Consider the following 19,398-nt stretch of genomic DNA (forward strand, 5'->3'; position numbering starts at 1 on the left):
TGGTGGCCGCCTGACCGGGGTGACCCGCCGTCCGCGAGGACAGTCGGGTGGGAGCTCGGAGACTCCACTTGTGGGCCGGGTCCGCCATGCTGGGACGCACGCGTGTCCGACCGGTCGTTACACGAGACTAGCAGCCCGCGCCAGGAACGGCGAATCGAGCCTCGGTACGGGGCCTGTCCACCCTGCGCCTATCGTGTCCTGCATGAGTGAGACCTCCCCCGCCGGCTCCGCCGAGACCCCCGGCGCCACCGGCGCCCCCGACTTCGACGAGATGACCCGCGACATCGCCGAGGTCCCCGCCGTCGAGGTGATCGTGACGGTCGCCGTCAACCTGATGAGCGCGGCGGCAGTGAAGCTCGGGCTGACCGAGGAGGGCGACAAGTACAAGGACCTGGACGAGGCCCGCAAGCTGGTCACCGCCCTCGCCGGGCTGCTGGACGCGAGCGCGACCGAGATCAGCTCCTTCCACGCGGCCCCCCTGCGCGACGGCCTCAAGTCGCTCCAGCTCGCGTTCCGCGAGGCGTCGCTCGTCCCGGACGAGCCGGGCCAGGGGCCGGGCGAGAAGTACACGGGCCCGATCTACGGCTGACCCGGCTCTCCCGCCCGTCAGCTCTTCACGTACAGGGGCTCGCCCGGAGGCGTCGTCCCGGCCGGCAGCAGTGCCAGGTCGAGACCGCGCACCAGGCGGGCCCTCAGTGTTTCGTCGGCGGCGAGACGCCGGGCCACGGCCCGGGCGGCCTCGGCGGGGACGGCGGCCGGGTCGAGGACGAGGGCGAGGGTGCCGTCGGCCTGCCCGGGCCCGAGGTGGGCGCTGAGGACATCCGGTTCGGCGGCCACCGCGGCCCGTACCGCCGCCACCACCGCCGGATCGGCGAGCGGGTCGGTCGTCGTACGGCCCTCGGCGAGCGCCAGCAGAGCCGGTCCGGTCAGTTCGAAGGCCACCGGTCCGGCGAGGTCGAGGACGACCGTGTCCGCCTTCTCGTGCGCGGCGGCCTGCAGCGCCTGGTGCAGGGGGACGGCGACCGGGCGGGCCTCGGGGTCCCAGCGGGCGAGCGAGTCGGTGGACGTGAAGGCGGGCAGCGCGGTGCGGCCGCCGGCCTTCAGGGTGGGGACGGCCATGTCGCTGGTCTTCTCGCGGCGCAAGCCGTTCTCGTCCTCCTCCACCTCGCCCAGCACGGCCACCACCGGAACGAGGAGCCGGGCGCCCTTGAGGGCCGCCAGGACCGGGCCGACGGCGGTGCGGTCCTCGGCCCATGCGGCGAGCGCCGCGCTCAGCCGGGGGTCGGCGGAGCCGTCGTCGTCGGAGAAGCCGGAGTCGGGAATGTTCTTGTTCGCCACGGTCGTCGACCTTATCGGGGGGATGCTGCTGGGCTTGTGCGGGGCCCGAAACGCGCTGGTGACGCCTTTCACGGGATTCTCAGGCTCCCCTGACACACCATTAACGGCCGTCTAACGGCCCGCACAGTCGCCGCCCCGAACATCTCGGGCATGGAGTCTTCCAGAGCACGTCGCAACCGCCGCGCTCGCCCCTCCCGGCGCCGTCCGCTCCTGCACATCGCGCTCGCCACGGTCGCCGTCCTGGGGGCGACGGCGGGCGGCACCGTTTATGTGAAGGCACAGGCGCACTCGGGTGCGGGAGCCGTATCGTCGTCCTCTCCTGCGCCGTCGGCCTCCGCCTCGGCGTCCGGGTCGGTGAACGGGGAGGTGTCGGTGGAGACCGTGGCAGCACCCGAGACGGACCACGACGCGCTGCTGGCGTCGGCGATGAAGTCGGTGACCGTTCCGGGCGAGGCGGCCGTGTCCGTGGCCGTGCTCGACGTGGACTCCGGTGGCGGTGCCACGTACGGCGAGGGCGCCTTCGACACGGCGAGCATCGTCAAGGTGGACATCCTGGCGACGCTGCTGCTCCAGGCCCAGGACGCGGACCGCCGTCTCACGGCGGCCGAGAAGTCGTACGCCACCGCGATGATCGAGAACAGCGACAACGACTCGGCGTCGGCGCTGTGGCGCACCATCGGGAAGGCCGAGGGTCTGGACGCCGCGAACGAGCGGTTCGGGCTGACGGACACCGAGGGCGGCGACGACATGCTGTGGGGACTGACCCAGACCACGGCCGCCGACCAGCTCACCCTGCTCCAGCAGGTGTTCGGGAACGACTCGGAGCTGAGCGAGGCGTCGCGGACGTACCTCCAGGGGCTGATGGCTCAGATAGCCGTCGACCAGCACTGGGGGGTCTCGGCCGCGGCCGAGGGGTCCTCGTGGGCGCTGAAGAACGGCTGGCTGGCGCGCAGCACGACGGGGCTGTGGGACATCAACAGCATCGGGCGGGTGACCGTCGACGGCCACGACTACCTGGTGGCCGTGCTGTCGAACGGCAACGCGACGCAGGCGGAGGGGATCTCGCTGGTCGAGGCGGCGGCCGAGGCGGCGGTGTCGGCGTTCACCGACGGCGGCGGCTCGGCGTCGGTGACGGCAGCGGCGTCCAGGTCGGCTTCGTCGTCCGCGACCGAGTAGCGGCGCGCCGGCGCTGGTGCCGTGGCGGGCGACGTCCGCCCGTCGAGACACCCGGCAGGCTCCCCCACTGCCCTCAAAGGCGTGGGAGGTGCCCCCACTCGCCGCACCGGCCGAAGACCCACGTACGTCCACTACGAGGGCCTTCGGCCGGGGCCCCCAGAGCACGCACCGGACGCCGCTCCTTCACGGGCAAACGGTGCCCGCCACGGCGCTAGAAAACCTCGTACGCCTCGCGTGTGTCGCGCGCCTCGTGCGGGTCGCGCTCGCGGCGGCCGCGCCACAGGACGACCGCCGTCGCCAGCAGCACTCCCCCGGCGCCGCCCGCGAGCAGTCCCGCCCAGCTCGACGTGTCGTCGTCCGTCCTCGCCTTGTCCGGGCCGGGGCCGAAGTACCGCTCTCCGGAGGCCGCGGACTGCAGGTCCTCCGGCTTGAGGGCGGCGGCGGCCTTGATCGCGGCGGCCGGGTCGATGAAGCCGTAGCCGCGGGAGTCGTCGCGGCCCCCGGTGGGGGCGTTGCGGGCGGTGTCCTCCAGGAGCTTCTTGATCTGCGCGGGCGTCAGGCCGGGGTGGGCGGCCTTGACGAGCGCCACGGCCCCCGAGACGAAGGCGGAAGCGGCGGACGTCCCCCAGCCCTGGTAGTACTTGTGGTCCGGGTCGGCGATGACGACGTCGACGCCGGGCGCGCTGACCGTGGCGTACCAGCGGCGGGTGGAGAACGAGGCCCGGGTGCCGTAGCGGTCGACGGCGGTCGCGGCGATGACGCCCGGGTAGGCGGCCGGGTAGGAGATGTGGTCGCCCTTGTCGCCGCCGTTGCCGGCCGAGGCGACGACGACCGAACCCTTCTTCAGCGCGTACTGGACGGCCTCGTCCTCGGCGGGCTCGGGGTGGGCGGAGGCGGAGTCGTCGCCGAGGGAGAGGTTGATGACGTCGGCGCCCTGGTCGGCGGCCCAGCGGATGCCTTCGGCGAGGGCGTTGCCGCGGGTGTTGCGGGCCTTGGTGCGCTGCGGGTCGCCGTCCTCCAGGATCACGCGGACGGGGAGGATCTTCGCCTCCGGGGCGATCCCGAGGACGCCGTCGGCGTTGCCGGAGCCGTGTCCGTGACCGGCGATGATGCCGGCCATCGCGGTGCCGTGGCGGGCCCAGGCGCGGTCTCCGGGCGCTGCCCCGAAGCCGACCATGTCCTTGCCGGCGAGGACGTTTCCGGCGAGGTCGGGGTGGTCGGCCTCGACGCCCGTGTCCAGGACGGCGACGGTGATGCCCTTGCCCTTGGTGGTCTGCCAGGCCGCCTGCGTGTGCAGCGCGTCCAGGGCCCACTGCTGGCCGCGGATGCTGTCGGCGTAGGCGGTGGCGGGCGGGACGAGGGCGACGGTGGCGGCGAGGAGGCAGCACAGGAGCCCGGCCCTGCGGGTCGCACGCGCCGCTCGACCCATCCGGCCCGTCCGGTTCGCCCGGTTCGTCCGGGTGCTCATGAGGGCTGCTCCGAGGGCGTGACGGCGGTCTTGCGCAGGCCGCGCTCGATGCGGTCGGCGAGCCCCTGGGCCTCGTTGCCGAGGCCGGCCTGGGCGGGGGCCGCGGTGGCGCCGGTCGCGGTGGCCTCCGGGGCGGGCTGCGGGGTGTCGACGGTACGTCCGTCGGCCCAGCCGGAGACGGCGTAGACGACGACGGGTGCGTCGGTGAGGACGGAGACCGTCCACGCGGCACGCTGCTTGTCGCCGAAGGCGGCGGCGACGGTGTCCTTCGCGGCGTACGGGCGGGGCATCAGGTCCGTCCGCTTGGTCAGGCCTTCCTTCGCGAAGCGGCCGTCGAGCGAGCGCATGGCGGCGGCGTCGGCCTTGGTGAACAGCAGGCCGACGGTGGTCACGTAGCTCTGGGTGGCGTCGGTGTAGGTGGCGCGCAGGAGCCGTGCGCAGCCGACGGGGTCGAGGACCTGCCGGAGCAGCGGGTCGAAGGCGTCGGCGCAGTTGCTGTCCGGGGCGACGGCGATCCGCGTCCAGGTCCGGTCGGCGCCGCCCGGCCCGGCGCCCTGTCCGTCGACCGTGGGCGGGAACAGCTGATCGACGGGCACGTTGTGCCACAGGCCGCCGGCGGTGACGTAGGTGCTGCGCTCAGCGCTGTCCCCCGAGTCCCCGACGAGCCAACTGCCGGTGACGGCACCGCCGATGAGTCCCAGTCCGAGGACGACACAGGCGGCGGCCGCGGCGGTGCGTCCCCGTCTGCCGAAGACCCGGGGGGTGTCGCCGTACCCCTCCGGCCGCGCGAACGTCACCACGGGGCGCGTGGCGCCGAGGGTGCCGCCCGGGGTCATGGGGGCGCTCCAGGAGAGGGCCGGATCGGGTCCGCTCGGCACGTCCGGGGCGATGTCGGGTCGCCTCGGGGCCTCCGGCACGGGGGGCGCGGGGGCCATGGGGGGCACGGTCGGCACGGCCGGCACGAGGAAGTCGGGCTGGCGCACCGTCGCACCGGGACTCCAGGCCGGCCCGTCGTCCAGCCCCGGGGCCACCTGATGGTCGCCGCGGTCGCCACCCCTGACACCCCCTGCCTCCGTCTCCTGCCGTCCCCGCCCGGGCGCGGGCACCCAACTGCGGGGCAGGGGCGTCCAGCCACTGTCGGAAGCGGAGGCGGGGGCGCTGTCCGGGCCGACGGAACGGGAGGGGGCCGAGGGAGCGGCGGTACCGGCGGAGCGGGCGTCGCCCGAGGCGTCGGGGCGGGAGTCGTCCCGGACGGTGGACCGGGCGTCGCCCGAACCGGCGAGGCGTGAGCGCTCCCATCCGTCGGAACGGGCGGGGTGCGAAGAGCCGTCAAGTGGGCGACGCGAGCCGGCGGAGCCCTCGGGAGTGGAGCCGCTGGGCCCGGCAGGATGTGAGCCTTCCCGGTCGGCGGTCCGGGGCGCACCCGAACCGGCGCGGGCGCCGCCACCGCCCGAACCCACAAGGCGGGAGCCGTCGGAGCCCGCGGGGCGCGACCCCTCGCGGTCGGCAGGACGCGAGCCGTCCGAACCGGCGGGGCGAGGGCCAGGAGCAGCCGCGCCAGGCTGGGGGGTCCCGTTCGAGTCGGCCGGGCCGGGGGGCCGCCGAGGAGCCGCGCCGAAGGGACGGGAGGCGGCTGAGCCGGCCGGCCCCGAAGCGTCCGTGGCGGCGGCACGGGAGGGTGGCGCGCCGAAGAGACCGGCACTCGTCGGGGCAACGGAACCCGGACCACCCGAGGCCGCGGCACGGGAGGGAGCCGTGTCGGCGGGACCCGGCCCGTCCGAGGAGGCGGGACGGGACGCCGGCCTGGTGGGGCGAGGGGCTCGGCGGAAGTCGTGCGGCGGGGCCGGGCGGGGGACGTTGGGGGCGGCCGGGCGCTCTTCGGCTCGCACGGGCGCCCCCGTGTCGTCACGTCGGGAAGGCGAGGCAGGACGGGCCGGCTGAGGCGGGGTGTCCGGGAAGCGGGCCGACGCGGGCGGCGGGGGCGGAGTCATGGCGTCCGTGTGCTGAGCCCGCGGGTTGGCGATGCGGGGGCCGGTGCGGGGGGTGTCCGAGGAGGAGAGAAAGCCGTCCCTGCCTGTGCCCGCGTCCCCGGCGACCGGCGCTTCGGCCGGGCCCGTGGCCGCACGGCGCGCGGGCTCCTGCCCCACCGGACCGGCGGATGCCGGACGGGCAGTGCCGCCCGCCGCCGGGCCCGTGGTCGACCAGCCGGCGGAGTTCCACTCCGCCGGGCCGGTGGCCGCAGGACGCGCGGGCTCGGGCTCCGCCTGGCCCCTGGTTCCCTCCTGGCCCGTCGTTTGCGGGTTCGGCGGGGTCGTGCCAGCTGTGGGGGGGTGCGGTGGTCGGGGTGGGGTTGTCGGGCGTGGGGGGACGACGGGGTGGGGAGGTACGTCCGGGCGCGGGGGGACCGAGGCGCGGCGTGCTTCCGTGCTCATGCACCCCCCGTTTCCTCGTGCCCGGGCCGTCGTTCTCGTACGCGGGCCGACGTGCGCTTGCCCGGCGGCCCGGCACGGACACGGTGGTCCCTCCGGGGCACGCATACCCGCACGGGCGGACCGGCATCCCGACGCGGGCGCCCTGTCGGAGCCGTTCCTCCGTGCGTGCGCGTCACTCTACGGCTTGTTGCTGGGCAAACGGGAACCAGTCCGCGGCCCCGGGGGCTTCTGCCCGGAACGTCCCCCTACCCTGCGGTAATCCAGTCTGGCAGGCTTCGTTCATGACTGCGCGCGCCGCCGACCGGGCCCGTTACGACCGGGCCACCGAGCATCTCGACGCACCTCTCGCGATCGTCGACCTGGAGGCATTCGACGCCAACGCGGAGGATCTCGTCCGCCGGGCCGGCGGGAAGCCGATCCGCGTGGCCAGCAAGTCCGTGCGCTGCCGGACGCTGCTGGAGCGCGTCCTGGCGAAGGACGGCTTCGCGGGCATCATGTCGTTCACCCTCGCCGAGTCCCTGTGGCTGGCGCGGTCGGGGTTCGAGGACATCCTGCTCGCCTACCCCTCCGCCGACAACACCGCCTTCGCGGAACTCGCCGCCGACCCCAAGCTCGCCGCCGCCGTCACCGTCATGGTCGACGACGTCGCCCAGCTCGACCTCATCGACTCCGCGCGCGCCGGCGGCACCGAAGTCATCCGTGTATGCCTGGAGTTGGACACCTCGCTGAAGCTGCTGGGCGGACGGCTCCGGGTCGGCGCCCTGCGCTCGCCGCTGCACTCCCCCGCCCAGGTCGCCGACGTCGCGCGGGCGGTGGCCCGGCGGCCCGGCTTCAAGCTGGTGGGGATCATGGCGTACGAGGGGCATATCGCCGGTGTCGGTGACGCCGTCGCCGGGCGGCCTTTCCGGTCCCGGGCCATCCGGCTGATGCAGGCCACCGCCCGCCGTGAACTCGCCGAGCGGCGCGCCGCCGTGGTGCGCGCGGTGCGGGCCGTCGTGCCGGACCTGGAGTACGTCAACGGCGGCGGCACCGGCAGTGTGCAGCACACCGCCGCCGAGGACGCGGTCACGGAGATCGCGGCCGGGTCGGGACTGTACGTGCCGCGTCTCTTCGACAACTACACGTCCTTCAGCGGGCGTCCGGCCGCCCTGTTCGCCCAGCCCGTCGTGCGCAGGCCGGGCGTCGGGATCGTGACCGTCCTGGGCGGCGGTTACCCGGCCTCCGGGGCCGCCGGACCCGACCGGCTGCCCGTGCCGTACCTCCCGGAGGGGCTGCGTTACGACCCTCAGGAGGGCCCCGGCGAGGTGCAGACGCCTCTCATCGGCTCCCCCGCCGACGATCTGCTGATCGGCGACAAGGTGTGGTTCCGGCACGCGAAGGCCGGTGAGCTGTGCGAGCGGTTCGACGTGCTGCACCTCGTCGAGGGGGACGCGGTCACGGCGACCGTGCCCACCTACCGGGGCGAGGGTCACACGTTCCTCTGAGCCCCGGAGCGCCTACAGCGGGGTGACGTACGCGCCGGCGATCCCGCCGTCCACCAGGAAGTCGGTGGCGTTGACGAACGAGGAGTCGTCGCTGGCCAGGAAGGCGACGGCGGCGGCGATCTCCTCGGCCTCGGCGAACCGGCCCACCGGGATGTGGACCAGTCGACGGGCCGCCCGCTCGGGGTCCGTGGCGAACAGCTCCTGCAGGAGCGGGGTGTTGACCGGCCCCGGGCAGAGGGCGTTCACGCGGATGCCCTCCCGCGCGAACTGCACGCCCAGCTCACGGGACATGGCCAGTACACCGCCCTTGGACGCCGTGTACGAGATCTGGGAGGTCGCCGCGCCCATCCTCGCCACGAACGACGCCGTGTTGATGATGGAGCCTTTGCCCTGGCGCCGCATGTAGGGGATGGCGGCCTTGCAGCACAGGTACACGGAGGTCAGGTTGACCTCCTGGACGCGCTTCCAGGCCTCGAGGCCGGTCTCCAGGATGGAGTCGTCGTCGGGCGGAGAGATGCCCGCGTTGTTGAAGGCGATGTCGACGCTGCCGTAGGTGTCGTACGCCGTCTTGAACAGCGCCTCGACCTGCTCCGGGTCGGTCACGTCGACCTTCACGAAGGTCCCGCCGATCTCCTCGGCGGCCGCCTTGCCGCGGGCCTCGTCGACGTCGCCGCAGACGACGTGCGCGCCCTCGGAGGCGAGTCGGCGCGCGGTGGCGAGGCCGATGCCGCTACCGGCGCCGGTGATGACGGCCGTCCGGCCGACGAGACGGCGGCAGACGATGTCAGGGGTCTGAGCGGTCACTGTGCGGGGCCCTCCGTGCTGATGAAGACGTTCTTGGTTTCGGTGAAGGCGGTCAGGGCGTCCGGACCCAGCTCACGGCCGACGCCGGACTGCTTGAAGCCGCCGAAGGGAGTCCAGTAGCGGACGCTGGAGTGGGAGTTGACGGACAGGTTCCCGGCACGCACGGCCTGCGAGACACGCAGGGCGCGGCCGACGTCGCGGGTCCAGATGGAGCCGGAGAGGCCGTAGGGGGTGTCGTTGGCGAGCCGGATCGCGTCCGTCTCGTCGGTGAAGGGCAGGAGCACGGCGACCGGGCCGAAGATCTCCTCGCGGGCCGCGTCGGAGTCGGGCGCGGCACCCGTGAGGACGGTCGGCGGGAACCAGAAGCCGGGGCCGTCGGGGGCGGTGCCGCGCAGCGCCTGGGCGTCGTCCGGGACGAACGACCGTACGCGGTCCACCTGTTGGCGGGAGATCAGCGGGCCCATCCGGGTCGCCTCGTCGGCCGGGTCGCCGACCACCACGGCCGACAGTTCCCGCGCGAGATGGTCGGCCACCTCGTCGTACACCGACTCCTGGACGAGGATGCGGGTGCGGGCACAGCAGTCCTGGCCGGAGTTGTCCAGGAAGGAGAACGGGTCGACCGCCGCCTTCAGGTCGGCGTCCGCGAAGACGACGTTCGGGCTCTTGCCGCCGAGTTCCAGGGTGACCGGCTTGACCTGCCGGGCACAGCGCTCCATGACCTCGCGGCCGGTGCGGGTGGAACCGGTGAACACGATCTTCGCGACGCCCGGGTGGTCGACGAGCGCGCGTCCGGTGACCGCGCCGTAGCCGGGGAGGACCTGGAAGAGGTGTTCGGGCAGGCCCGCCTCCAGGGCGAGTCCGGCCAGGCGCAGGGCGGTGAGCGGGGTGGTCTCGGCGGGCTTGAGGAGGACCGCGTTGCCGGCGGCGAGGGCCGGGAAGGAACCCCAGGCCGCGATCGGCATCGGGAAGTTCCAGGGGGCGATCACGCCGACCACGCCGAGAGGCTCGTGGAAGGTGACGTCCCAGCCGCCGGGTACGGGGATCTGGCTGCCGAGGAGCCGTTCGACGCCACCGGCCGCGTAGAGCAGCAGGTCGCGGGCGTTGCGGGCCTCCCAGCGGGCGTTGCCGAGGAGGTGGCCGGCCTCACGGACCTCCAGTTGGGCCAGTTCCTCCAGGTGCGCGTCGACGACGTCGGCGAAGCGGCGCAGCAGCCGGGCGCGGTCGGCGGGGGCGGCGGCCGCCCAGGCCGTCCGGGCGGCGCTCGCGCGGGCGACCGCGCGGTCCACGTCGGCCGCGTCGGCGGCGGGGACGGTGGCGACCACCTCCTCGGTGGCGGGGTTGAGGACGATCAGCTCGTGCGGGTGCCGGTAGGACACGACAAGGACCTGTGACCTTTCAGAGGCGTTCGAAGGAGCGGCGCAGCTCCCAGTCGGTGACCGCGGCGTCGAAGGCCTCCAGCTCGACGCGGGCCATGTTGCGGTAGTGCGCGACGACCTCCTCGCCGAAGGCGGCCAGGGCGATCGGACTGTTCGCCCAGAGCTCGGCGGCCTCGCGGAGCGTGGTGGGGACGTGCGCGTAGTCGCCGGCGTAGGCGTTGCCGGGGCAGGCGTCGGGCAGCTCCAGCTTGTGCTCGATCCCGTACAGCCCGGCCGCCACCAGGCCGGCGACCGCGAGGTGGGGGTTGACGTCCCCGCCGGGCAGCCGGTTCTCGAAGCGCATCGAGCGGCCGTGGCCGACGATCCGCAGCGCGCAGGTGCGGTTGTCGTAGCCCCAGGCGACGGCGGTCGGGGCGAAGGAGCCCGGCTGGAACCGCTTGTAGGAGTTGATGTTGGGGGCGTAGAGGAGGGAGAAGTCGCGCAGGGCGGCCAGCTGTCCGGCGAGGAAGTGCCGCATGACGTCGGACATGCCGCCCGGGTCCTCGGGCGTGCCGGCCATGACGTTACGGCCGTCCGCGTCCGTCAGCGACAGGTGGATGTGGCAGGAGTTGCCCTCGCGCTCGTTGTACTTGGCCATGAAGGTCAGCGAGACGCCCTCCTGGGAGGCGATCTCCTTGGCGCCGGTCTTGTAGATCGCGTGCTGGTCGCAGGTGACCAGGGCCTCGTCGTAGCGGAAGGCGATCTCGTGCTGGCCGGGGTTGCACTCGCCCTTGGCGGACTCGACGGTGAGACCGGCGCCGGCCATCTCGTTGCGGATGCGGCGCAGCAGCGGCTCGATGCGGCCGGTGCCGAGGACCGAGTAGTCGATGTTGTACTGGTTGGCCGGGGTGAGTCCGCGGTAGTTCGCGTCCCAGGCGGCCTCATAGCTGTCCTTGAAGACGATGAACTCCAGCTCGGTGCCGACCTGGGCGGTGAAGCCGTGCTCGGCGAGGCGCTCCAGCTGGCGGCGCAGGATCTGGCGCGGGGCGGCGACCACGGGCGAGCCGTCGTTCCAGCCGAGGTCGGCGATCAGCATGGCCGTACCGGCGTTCCAGGGCACGCGGCGCAGGGTGGACAGGTCGGGGCGCATGGCGAAGTCGCCGTAGCCGCGCTCCCAGGAGGACATGGCGTACCCGTCGACGGTGTTCATCTCCGTGTCGACCGCGAGGAGGTAGTTGCAGCCCTCGGTGCCGTGCCGGAGGACCTCGTCGAGGAAGAATCCGGCGGCGAACCGTTTGCCCTGGAGACGGCCTTGCATGTCGGGGAAGGCCAGGACGACAGTGTCGATCTCACCGCTCGCGACGAGAGCGTGCAGCTCCTCGACACTGAGCGGGGGTGTGCGGTCTGCCACGGGAGGGCCTCCTCAGGCTTCCTCGGCTTCTTTCGCCGCTATGGCTCGGGCGGCCGGGAGCCATAAGGTATTGCGGAGAACCATTGCTTGGGAAGGGGGCGCGGCCAGATGTCGGTGGACGCTGACGGCGGACCGGACGACCGGTTGACGCCGGTCCTGCGGCCGGTGCGGGCCGGGAACGGCTTCGAGGAGGCGCTGGAGCAGATCCTGCAGGTCGTGCGGCTGGGCCTGGTACCGGGGGGCGAACGGCTGCCGGCCGAGCGGGATCTGGCGGAGCGGCTCGGGATCAGCCGGGTGACGCTGCGCGAGGTGCTGAAGGTTCTCCAGGACCAGGGACTGGTCGAGTCCCGCCGGGGTCGCTACGGCGGAACGTTCGTGCTGCCTCGCGCGGACGCCCGCGGCGAGGACGAGCTGCGGCGGCGGATCGCCGAGGTCGACATCGAGGACGTCCTGCGCTTCCGTGAGGTGCTGGAGGTGGGCGCGGCGGGCCTGTGCGCGACGCACGGGCTGACGGACGAACAGACGGAGCGGCTGCGCGACGCCCTCGCCCGCACCCAGGACGCGCCGCTCACCGACTACCGCCGCCTGGACACGATGCTCCACCTCACCCTGGCCGAGCTGTGCGGCTCGCCGTCGCTGACCTCGCGGTACGCGGCGGTGCGGGCCACGGTGAACGACCTGCTCGACTGCATCCCGCTCCTCGTGCGCAACCTGGAGCACTCGCAGCGCCAGCACACCGCGCTGGTGGAGGCCGTACTGGACGGCGACGCGGACGGCGCGCGGGAGATGATGCGGGAACACTGCGCGGGGACGGCGGCCCTGCTCAGGGGCTTCCTGGCATGAAATGGTATGCGTACGATCCATTGCGGGAGCGGGAGGTCAGATGACGGACGGCAGCCGGCCGCTGATCGGCGTCAGTACGTACCTGGAGGCCGGGGCGCGCTGGGGCGTGTGGGAGCTGGACGCGGCGCTGCTGCCCGCCGGGTACCCGCGGCTCGTGCAGCGGGCCGGCGGGCTCGCCGCGATGCTCCCGCCGGACGCGCCCGAGCACGCGGCGGCGACCGTGGCCCGCCTGGACGGCCTGGTGATCGCGGGCGGCCCCGACGTCGAGCCCGTCCGCTACGGCGCCGAGCCCGACCCCCGCACCGGGCCGCCGGCGCGGGAGCGGGACGCGTGGGAGCTGGCCCTGATCGAGGCGGCGCTGGCGGCGGAGGTCCCGCTGCTGGGCATCTGCCGGGGCATGCAGCTGCTGAACGTCGCGCTCGGCGGCACCCTGACTCAGCACATGGACGGGCACGCCGAGGTCGTCGGCGTCTTCGGACACCACCCGGTCAAGCCGGTCCCGGGCACGCTGTACGCCGAGGTCGTCGCGGAGGAGGCCTCCGTGCCGACCTATCACCACCAGGCGGTGGACCGTCTCGGTGCGGGCCTGGTCCCGTCTGCGTACGCGGCGGACGGCACCGTGGAGGCCGTCGAGCTCCCGTCGGCCACCGGCTGGGTCCTGGGGGTGCAGTGGCATCCGGAGATGGGCGAGGACGTACGGGTGATGCGCGCCCTGGTGGACGCGGCGCAGTCCTTCAGCCCGTCCGGCGTGTGAGGACGAGGCCCTTTCGGGGTCGCAGCGGGGGTCTGGGGGGCCACAGCCCCCTAGGAGAGGACGGGACGGGACGGGAAGGGGCGGCGGGGGCGAGAAACTCCTACCCCCGCGTCAGCGACAGCAGCTCACGTGCCGGCCCCACCGGCCGATGGCCCGTCGGCCATACCGCGCGCAGGTCACGGGCCAGCGCAACCCCCTCGACCGGTATCGAGACCAGGCGCCGCAGCGCCAGCTCCTCGCCGACCGCCAGTTCGCTCAGGACCGCCGGCCCCGCCCCGCTCACCGCCGCCGCCTTCACCGCCGTCGTCGAGGACAGCTCGATCAGGGGGCGGGCCAGGCCGCCCAGCGCCGTGTCGAGGACCTGGCGGGTCCCCGAGCCCTTCTCACGCAGGATCAGCGGCGTCGACGCCAGCTCGGCCGAGGGCAGCGGGCGCCGTCGGCGGGCCCACGGGTGGCCGGGGGCGACGACGACGACGAGGTGGTCGTGGGCGATCACGGTGGCGTCGAGGCCGGGCGGCACCGTCAGTCCCTCCACGAAGCCGAGGTCCGCCTCCCCGGACAGCAACCGCTCGGCGACGGCCGCCGAGTTGCCCGCGAGCAGCGACACCGCCGTGTCCGGCCGCCCGGCGCGCAGCGCTAGCAGCCAGCCGGGCAGCAGGTACTCGGCGATCGTCATGCTGGCCGCGACCCGCAGCCGGGAGTCCCGCCGGTCCCGCAGCGCCTGCGCCCCCGCGTCGAACGCCTGCGCCGCCTCGACGATCCGCCGCGCCCAGTCCGTCACCAGCGCGCCCGCGTCCGTGAGCCGGGAGCCGCGTGGTGAACGGTCCACCAGGGCCACGCCCAGCTGGCGTTCCATGGACCGGATCCGGCTGCTCGCGGCCGGCTGCGTGATGCCCAGCTCGCGCGCGGCCGCGCCCAGGCTGCCCAGCCGGGCCACACCCAGCAGCAGCTCCAGCGCCCCGAGGTCCGGGACGCGGTGCGCGATCGAACCCGTGCCGGTGCCCGCGGGCTGCTCCTCCACACTCCCCATAAGCCCAGCTTATGTCCCCATACAGACATCCTCCCTGGTCGCGGGCGGACACCCGGGCGACCGTGGAGCCATGGTCACCGCCGCCCAGCCCCCGTACGCCCTCCCCCGCCCGCGCGCCGGCGCCGTCCGTCACCTCGGACCGAACTGGTACGCGACGGTGATGGGCACCGCGATCGTCGCCACGGCGGGAGCCACGCTCCCGGTCCGGGTGCCGGGGCTGCGGCCGCTGTGCGCCGCCTTCTGGGCGCTCTCCCTCGCCCTTCTGCTGACGCTGCTCGCCGCCCGCGCCCTGCACCGGCGGCACCACCGCGACCAGGCCCGCGCCCACCTCCTCGACCCGGCGACGGCCCCGTTCTACGGCTGCCTGGCGATGGCGCTGCTCGCCGTCGGGGGCGGCGCGCCGACCGTCGGCCGGGACTGGATCGGCATCCGCACCGCGGTCGCGCTCGACGCGGTGCTGTTCGGCGCCGGAACGGTCGTCGCGCTGACGGCCGCCGTCACCGTCCCGTACCTGATGGCCGTACGCCACCGCGTGGAGCCCTCGCAGGCCACGCCGGTGTGGCTGCTGCCGTTCGTCGCGCCCATGGTGTCCGCCGCGCTCGGGCCGTCGCTGGTGCCGTATCTGCCGGCCGGGCAGGCGCGGCAGACCCTGCTCCTGGCGTGCTTCGCGCTGTTCGGGCTGAGTCTGCTTGCCACGTTCGTCATGCTGCCGGTGGTGTTCGGACGGCTGGTGACCGGTGGGCCGCTGCCCCTGGTCCTCACCCCGACCCTGTTCCTCGTCCTGGGCCCGCTCGGGCAGTCCACCACCGCCGTCGGGAAGTTCGCGGAGGTCGCTCCGGGGGTCCTGCCCGGCCCGGACGGTCGCGGTTTCGCCGTCCTCGCCGTGCTGTACGGGGTGCCCGTCATGGGCTTCGCGCTGCTCTGGCTGTGCCTGGCCGTCGCACACGTGGTGCGCGCCCGCCGGCACGGGATGGGCTTCGCGATGACGTGGTGGGCGTTCACCTTCCCGGTCGGCACCTGTGTGACCGGAGCGGCAGCGCTGGCCCGGCACACCGGGCTGGCCGTCTACGAGGCGCTCGCCTGCGCGCTGTACGTCGTCCTCGTCGCCGCCTGGACGGTCGTCGCCGCGCACACCGTCCGCGGGCTGCTCAGCGGCGAGCTGCTCGCAGCGCCTCGCCCAGCGCCTTCGGCGCCTCGGCGAGCGACGGCCCGTACCACGTCAGGTGCCGTCCGCTGACGAGCGCGCAGGGCAGGCCGGGAAAGGCCTCCGGGCCGTCGTCGGCGGTGAAGCGGTAGGGCTCGTCGGGGAGGACGACCAGGTCCGGGGCGGCCGCCCGCAGGCCGTCGACCGGGATCCGCGGATAGCGCTCGGGGTGCTCGGCGTACAGGTGGTCGACGCCCAGCCGGGCCAGCACGTCCCCGGCGAACGTGTCCCGGCCCAGCACCATCCACGGGCGGCGCCAGATCGGTACGACGGCCGTGCGGCGGGCCTCGACGGCCGACGGCAGCGCCGCCCACGCCTCCTCCGCCTCCGCCAGCCAGTCCGGGCGCGACGGCGCCCCGCACGCCTGGAGCACCCGCGCCAGCTCCCGGAAGGCCTGGGGGACGTCCCGCACCTCCGTCACCAGCACCTCGACGCCGGCCGCGCGCAGAGCGGCCAGGTCCGGTTCCCGGTTCTCCTCCTCGTTGGCGATCACCAGGTCGGGGGCGAGGGCGACGATCCGCTCGACGTCGGGGTTCTTGGTTCCGCCGATCCGGGTGACGTCGAGGTCCGTCGGGTGGGTGCACCAGTCGGTGGCGCCGACCAGGACGCCGGGCACGGAGGAGGCCACCGCCTCCGTGAGCGACGGGACCAGTGAGACGACCCGCACTACCGCTTCCGGCCCCGGTCCCGGTCCCGTACCGCCTCGATGTGCTCGGCCACGGCGACGACGACCACCCGGGTGTCCGGCACGGTCGCCCGCCAGCGGTGGCGGACACCGCCGGTGAGGTACAGGGTGTCGCCGCGGCCCAGGCGGTAGGCGCGGCCCTCCGCCTCGATCTCCACGGCGCCGTCGGCGACGTACATCAACTGGTCGTTGCGGTACTGGAATTCACGGCCGGCGTCGTGGTCGCCGGTGAACTCGGAGGCGTGCATCTGGTGGTGACCGCGCACCAGGGAACGGGAGCGCGGCTGCGGGTCCGCTCCAGAGCCCTGGTCCTGCCCCTGGCCCTGGCCCTGGCCCGGCTCGGTGACCTCGGCGCGTACGACGTCCACGCTGCACGCCGGGTCGGCGGCGGCGAGGAGTTCGACGGCCGTGGTGCGCAGGGCATCGGCGACCTTCTCCAGGGAGCTGGTGCTGGGCCGCGCGCGGTCGTTCTCGATCTGGCTCAGGAACGGGACCGACAGGCCGCTGCGCTCGGCCACGACGGCGAGGGTGAGCTCCAGGGACCGGCGCCGGCGCCGCACGGCCGCGCCCACCCGCAAGGGCTGTTCTTTGTGGTCGCCCATCGCTCCGGCTCCCTCCTTCGCTCGTCGGCACCGTCGCGTCCTCTGACACGTCCTTTGAAGAGTTGTCTGCACCCTACGCATGTTCGGCAAACCGTTTCATGTGCCCGTCACATCGAGGACACATGGTGTGACGCCCGACCTCACAGTTCGCGCCAGATGATCAGGCGCGGACCCGCGGGGCGGACGGCCGTCCTCCGGCATTCCGGTTCGATGCACGGTTCAATGCGCGAACGGCCGCGCATGTTCCCGCTCGTCGTCGGCTTCGCGAGGCCCTCGGCTCAGGGATGGGCGTAGCTCTCTGTGGTTGGCCGGATCCTTGCCTTGGACGGGCGGGGGACGGGACGAGGGACGGGCCCCGTCGCAGGCCGCAGAAGCCGTACGTCGGTGCCCGCCCCTCGTCGGACGGCCGCGGTGCTGTCAGGTCACCGGGTCGCCCGGCTCTTCTGCCCGGAATCGGCGACCGGTACCCACTTCTCGACCGGGCCGGGGTTCTCCTTCAGCCAGGTCCGGACCGCGTCCTGCTCCTTGCCCTTGCCGGCCTTCTGGATGCGCGCCTCCAGACCGGTGAGCTGGGCCTCGGTCATCCGGAAGTCCTTCAGGCACTTGCCGGCCTCGGGGTTGTCGTCGGCGAAGTCCTTGCGGGCGAGGGTGTGCACGCCGTCCCCCTTGCCCCAGGCACCCTTGGGGTCCTCGAGCTTCTTCAGGTCGTAGTCGCCGTACGCCCCGTGCGGCGACCAGAGCGTGACGAGGATCGGCTTCTTGGCGGCGTAGGCGCGCTTGAGTTCGGCGAGCATCGCCGGGGTGGAACCGTCGACGACCGTGTAGGCGCCGTCCAGGCCGTACTCCTTCAGGACCTTGTCCTTGAGTACGCCCATCATTCCCGCGCCGGGCTCGATGTCGGTGATCTTGCCGTCGAACTCGTCGGCCTGGTTCTTCAGTCCGCCAGGGAGTTCACGTCCTTCACGTACGAGGGGACGGAGAGCTCCAGGGAGGTGGGGCCGTACCACTGGCCGAGGTCGTCGAGCTTGTCGCCGTACTTCTTCCAGTACTCGGCCTGGGTGGTGGGCAGCCAGGCGTCGGTCTGGAAGTCGATCTGGCCGGTGGCGACGCCGGTGTGGAGCGGGCCGGCCGCGTACTGGGTGGTCGTGACCTCGAAGCCGCGTTCCTCCAGGAGTTCCTTCCAGAGGTAGGTGGAGGCGATGCCCTCCTCCCACGGGATGTAGCCGATCTTGATCTCCTTGCCCTTGCCGACGTCCGAGGCGGAGGCCTCGGCGGTGCCGGAGGTGGAGCCGAAGATGCCCGTGCCGCCCGCGACCAGGGCGAGGACGACCACGCCGATGACGGCCACGGCCGGGCGCGGACGGTACGTCCACACCGTGCTGCGGGCCTTGGCGGCGGCGCGACGGCCGAGCGGGGAGATCCGGGTGCCGAGGGCGCCGGTCATCCGGTCGAGGTAGATGGCGAGGACGACGATGCGCATGCTCAACGGACTGCTGGAGCCGACCGCCGGACGCGTCCGCTTCGACGGCCAGGACCTCACCGCCCTCACCGACCGCGCACTGCGCGAGGTCCGGGCGAAGAAGATCAGCATGGTCTTCCAGCACTTCGCGCTCGGGGGACAGAAACGGGAGCACTCGGCAACAGCAAACAGTTGAGGGCGCAACCGACTCTGCTCCGAGGCCGCGCCCGCCCTTGCCCGACATGGGCAAACGTGCGAGTGGCCCACTTCACAGGAGGTCGACGGAAGGTTCACGCCTGTCACGGGAGTGAATACACGCCGGTTACCGGGTCACCCGTGCGGCATGATGCGTGGCGTGACCGGACGACTGATGCTCCTCGACACCGCCTCGCTCTACTTCCGCGCCTACTTCGGCGTCCCGGACTCCGTGAAGGCGCCGGACGGCACTCCGGTGAACGCCGTGCGCGGACTGCTGGACTTCATCGACCGACTGGTCAAGGACCACCGGCCGGACGAGCTGGTCGCCTGCATGGACGCCGACTGGCGCCCCCAGTGGCGGGTCGACCTGATCCCCTCCTACAAGGCGCACCGCGTCGCCGAGGAGCACGAGGTCGGACCGGACGAGGAGGAGGTGCCGGACACGCTCTCGCCTCAGGTGCCGATCATCGAGGCGGTCCTGGACGCGCTGGGCATCGCGCGTGTGGGCGTCGCGGGCTACGAGGCGGACGACGTGATCGGCACGTTCACCGGCCGCGCGAAGGGCCCGGTCGACATCGTCACCGGCGACCGCGACCTCTACCAGCTGGTGGACGACGCGCGCGGGGTGCGCGTGCTGTACCCGCTGAAGGGCGTCGGCACGCTCCAGCTGACGGACGAGGCGTGGCTGCGCGAGAAGTACGGCGTCGACGGGCGGGGGTACGCGGATCTGGCGCTGCTGCGCGGCGATCCGAGCGACGGGCTGCCGGGTGTGCCGGGCATCGGGGAGAAGACCGCGGCCAAGCTCCTGGACGAGTTCGGCGACCTGGCCGGGATCATGGCGGCGGTCGAGGACCCGAAGGCGAAGCTGACGCCGTCACAGCGGAGGCGGCTGGACGAGGCGCGGCCGTACGTCGCCGTCGCCCCGAAGGTGGTCGAGGTGGCCGACGACGTGCCGCTTCCGGACGTGGACACCGTACTGCCGCGTACGCCGCGGGACGGGGCGACACTGGAGGCACTGGCGGAGCGCTGGGGGCTCGGCGGTTCGCTGCAGCGGCTGCTGAACACACTGAACACACCGCACTCGTAGGCATTCTGGGGGCATCACCGGGGGAAGGGATGCTAACTTAGGTAAACCTAACTATCGTGTCATGGGCA

At 73.4% G+C, this 19,398-nt stretch carries 16 protein-coding genes and 2 pseudogenes; 8 read left to right on the plus strand and 10 right to left on the minus strand.

From position 1 onward, the window contains the following. Nucleotides 1–202: 202 nt before the first annotated feature. Nucleotides 203–589: a DUF1844 domain-containing protein gene (locus OG289_RS11480; protein ID WP_327313907.1), complete on the plus strand. Its 387-nt coding sequence runs from the start codon at nucleotides 203–205 to the stop codon at nucleotides 587–589. A 17-nt stretch (nucleotides 590–606) separates the two neighbouring features. Here the strand turns inward: OG289_RS11480 and OG289_RS11485 are convergent, their stop codons facing one another. Continuing rightward, nucleotides 607–1,338 carry an SseB family protein gene (locus OG289_RS11485; protein WP_327313908.1) on the minus strand — a complete coding sequence of 244 codons (732 nt, stop codon included), beginning with the start codon at nucleotides 1,336–1,338 and terminating at the stop codon, nucleotides 607–609. Between the two features lie 150 nt (nucleotides 1,339–1,488). Between OG289_RS11485 and OG289_RS11490 the strand changes: the two genes are divergently transcribed. Continuing rightward, on the plus strand, nucleotides 1,489–2,514 hold the full coding sequence (locus OG289_RS11490) for a serine hydrolase (RefSeq protein ID WP_327313909.1): 1,026 nt from the start codon (nucleotides 1,489–1,491) through the stop codon (nucleotides 2,512–2,514). 211 nt (nucleotides 2,515–2,725) lie between these two features. On the opposite strand, the gene mycP is transcribed toward OG289_RS11490, so the two are convergent. Both mycP and OG289_RS11500 read right to left on the minus strand, forming a co-directional pair. Then, complete coding sequence (mycP, locus tag OG289_RS11495; protein WP_327320646.1) at nucleotides 2,726–3,943, minus strand: type VII secretion-associated serine protease mycosin; 1,218 nt, start codon at nucleotides 3,941–3,943, stop codon at nucleotides 2,726–2,728. 35 nt (nucleotides 3,944–3,978) lie between these two features. Then, complete coding sequence (locus OG289_RS11500) at nucleotides 3,979–4,818, minus strand: hypothetical protein (protein WP_327320647.1); 840 nt, start codon at nucleotides 4,816–4,818, stop codon at nucleotides 3,979–3,981. A 1,877-nt stretch (nucleotides 4,819–6,695) separates the two neighbouring features. Here OG289_RS11500 and OG289_RS11505 point away from each other — a divergent pair. Then, nucleotides 6,696–7,898: an amino acid deaminase/aldolase gene (locus OG289_RS11505; RefSeq protein ID WP_327313910.1), complete on the plus strand. Its 1,203-nt coding sequence runs from the start codon at nucleotides 6,696–6,698 to the stop codon at nucleotides 7,896–7,898. Between the two features lie 12 nt (nucleotides 7,899–7,910). On the opposite strand, the gene OG289_RS11510 is transcribed toward OG289_RS11505, so the two are convergent. The 3 genes from OG289_RS11510 to OG289_RS11520 are packed head-to-tail and all read right to left on the minus strand — an operon-like array spanning nucleotide 7,911 to nucleotide 11,468. Then, nucleotides 7,911–8,702, minus strand: a complete 792-nt coding sequence (locus OG289_RS11510) for a 3-oxoacyl-ACP reductase (RefSeq protein ID WP_327313911.1) — start codon at nucleotides 8,700–8,702, stop codon at nucleotides 7,911–7,913. Further along, nucleotides 8,699–10,078 (minus strand): aldehyde dehydrogenase family protein, encoded by a 1,380-nt coding sequence (locus OG289_RS11515; protein ID WP_327313912.1) that lies wholly within the window; start codon nucleotides 10,076–10,078, stop codon nucleotides 8,699–8,701. The genes OG289_RS11510 and OG289_RS11515 overlap by 4 nt, the downstream gene beginning before the upstream one ends. A gap of 19 nt (nucleotides 10,079–10,097) precedes the next feature. Then, on the minus strand, nucleotides 10,098–11,468 hold the full coding sequence (locus tag OG289_RS11520; RefSeq protein ID WP_327313913.1) for a glutamine synthetase family protein: 1,371 nt from the start codon (nucleotides 11,466–11,468) through the stop codon (nucleotides 10,098–10,100). Nucleotides 11,469–11,576: 108 nt separating this feature from the next. On the opposite strand from OG289_RS11520, the gene OG289_RS11525 reads away from it, so the two are divergent. Continuing rightward, nucleotides 11,577–12,311, plus strand: coding sequence for a FadR/GntR family transcriptional regulator (locus tag OG289_RS11525; protein WP_327313914.1), 735 nt, complete (start codon nucleotides 11,577–11,579; stop codon nucleotides 12,309–12,311). Nucleotides 12,312–12,351: 40 nt separating this feature from the next. Further along, nucleotides 12,352–13,065 carry a gamma-glutamyl-gamma-aminobutyrate hydrolase family protein gene (locus OG289_RS11530; RefSeq protein WP_327313915.1) on the plus strand — a complete coding sequence of 238 codons (714 nt, stop codon included), beginning with the start codon at nucleotides 12,352–12,354 and terminating at the stop codon, nucleotides 13,063–13,065. A 100-nt stretch (nucleotides 13,066–13,165) separates the two neighbouring features. On the opposite strand, the gene OG289_RS11535 is transcribed toward OG289_RS11530, so the two are convergent. Beyond that, nucleotides 13,166–14,095, minus strand: a complete 930-nt coding sequence (locus tag OG289_RS11535) for a LysR family transcriptional regulator (RefSeq protein WP_327313916.1) — start codon at nucleotides 14,093–14,095, stop codon at nucleotides 13,166–13,168. Between the two features lie 70 nt (nucleotides 14,096–14,165). Between OG289_RS11535 and OG289_RS11540 the strand changes: the two genes are divergently transcribed. Next, entirely contained in the window at nucleotides 14,166–15,332 is a 1,167-nt protein-coding gene (locus OG289_RS11540) for a TDT family transporter (protein WP_327313917.1), read from the plus strand. Here OG289_RS11540 and OG289_RS11545 read toward each other — a convergent pair. The 3 genes and pseudogenes from OG289_RS11545 to OG289_RS11555 form a co-directional block, all read right to left on the minus strand. Next, entirely contained in the window at nucleotides 15,244–15,966 is a 723-nt protein-coding gene (locus OG289_RS11545; RefSeq protein WP_327313918.1) for a helical backbone metal receptor, read from the minus strand. The genes OG289_RS11540 and OG289_RS11545 overlap by 89 nt on opposite strands. Next, nucleotides 15,966–16,586, minus strand: a complete 621-nt coding sequence (locus tag OG289_RS11550) for a helix-turn-helix domain-containing protein (RefSeq protein ID WP_327313919.1) — start codon at nucleotides 16,584–16,586, stop codon at nucleotides 15,966–15,968. The genes OG289_RS11545 and OG289_RS11550 overlap by 1 nt, the downstream gene beginning before the upstream one ends. A gap of 422 nt (nucleotides 16,587–17,008) precedes the next feature. Further along, nucleotides 17,009–18,063, minus strand: a pseudogene (locus OG289_RS11555) (glycine betaine ABC transporter substrate-binding protein); the annotation flags it as partial. Here OG289_RS11555 and OG289_RS11560 point away from each other — a divergent pair. Then, a pseudogene (locus tag OG289_RS11560) lies at nucleotides 18,053–18,199 on the plus strand (ATP-binding cassette domain-containing protein); the annotation flags it as partial. The pseudogenes OG289_RS11555 and OG289_RS11560 overlap by 11 nt on opposite strands. Before the next feature lie 192 nt (nucleotides 18,200–18,391). Beyond that, nucleotides 18,392–19,330, plus strand: coding sequence for a 5'-3' exonuclease (locus tag OG289_RS11565; protein ID WP_327320648.1), 939 nt, complete (start codon nucleotides 18,392–18,394; stop codon nucleotides 19,328–19,330). The last annotated feature ends 68 nt before the right edge of the window (nucleotides 19,331–19,398 follow it).

The sequence above is a fragment of the Streptomyces sp. NBC_01235 genome, assembly GCF_035989285.1.
GTDB lineage: Bacteria > Actinomycetota > Actinomycetes > Streptomycetales > Streptomycetaceae > Streptomyces.

Coding starts and splice junctions, on each gene's coding strand:
- OG289_RS11480 (WP_327313907.1), top strand. CDS start 203: ATGAGTGAGACCTCCCCCGCCGGCTCCGCCGAGACCCCCGGCGCCACC.
- OG289_RS11490 (WP_327313909.1), top strand. CDS start 1,489: ATGGAGTCTTCCAGAGCACGTCGCAACCGCCGCGCTCGCCCCTCCCGG.
- mycP (WP_327320646.1), bottom strand. CDS start 3,943: ATGGGTCGAGCGGCGCGTGCGACCCGCAGGGCCGGGCTCCTGTGCTGC.
- OG289_RS11500 (WP_327320647.1), bottom strand. CDS start 4,818: ATGACCCCGGGCGGCACCCTCGGCGCCACGCGCCCCGTGGTGACGTTC.
- OG289_RS11505 (WP_327313910.1), top strand. CDS start 6,696: ATGACTGCGCGCGCCGCCGACCGGGCCCGTTACGACCGGGCCACCGAG.
- OG289_RS11525 (WP_327313914.1), top strand. CDS start 11,577: ATGTCGGTGGACGCTGACGGCGGACCGGACGACCGGTTGACGCCGGTC.
- OG289_RS11530 (WP_327313915.1), top strand. CDS start 12,352: ATGACGGACGGCAGCCGGCCGCTGATCGGCGTCAGTACGTACCTGGAG.
- OG289_RS11535 (WP_327313916.1), bottom strand. CDS start 14,095: ATGGGGAGTGTGGAGGAGCAGCCCGCGGGCACCGGCACGGGTTCGATC.
- OG289_RS11540 (WP_327313917.1), top strand. CDS start 14,166: ATGGTCACCGCCGCCCAGCCCCCGTACGCCCTCCCCCGCCCGCGCGCC.
- OG289_RS11550 (WP_327313919.1), bottom strand. CDS start 16,586: ATGGGCGACCACAAAGAACAGCCCTTGCGGGTGGGCGCGGCCGTGCGG.
- OG289_RS11565 (WP_327320648.1), top strand. CDS start 18,392: ATGCGTGGCGTGACCGGACGACTGATGCTCCTCGACACCGCCTCGCTC.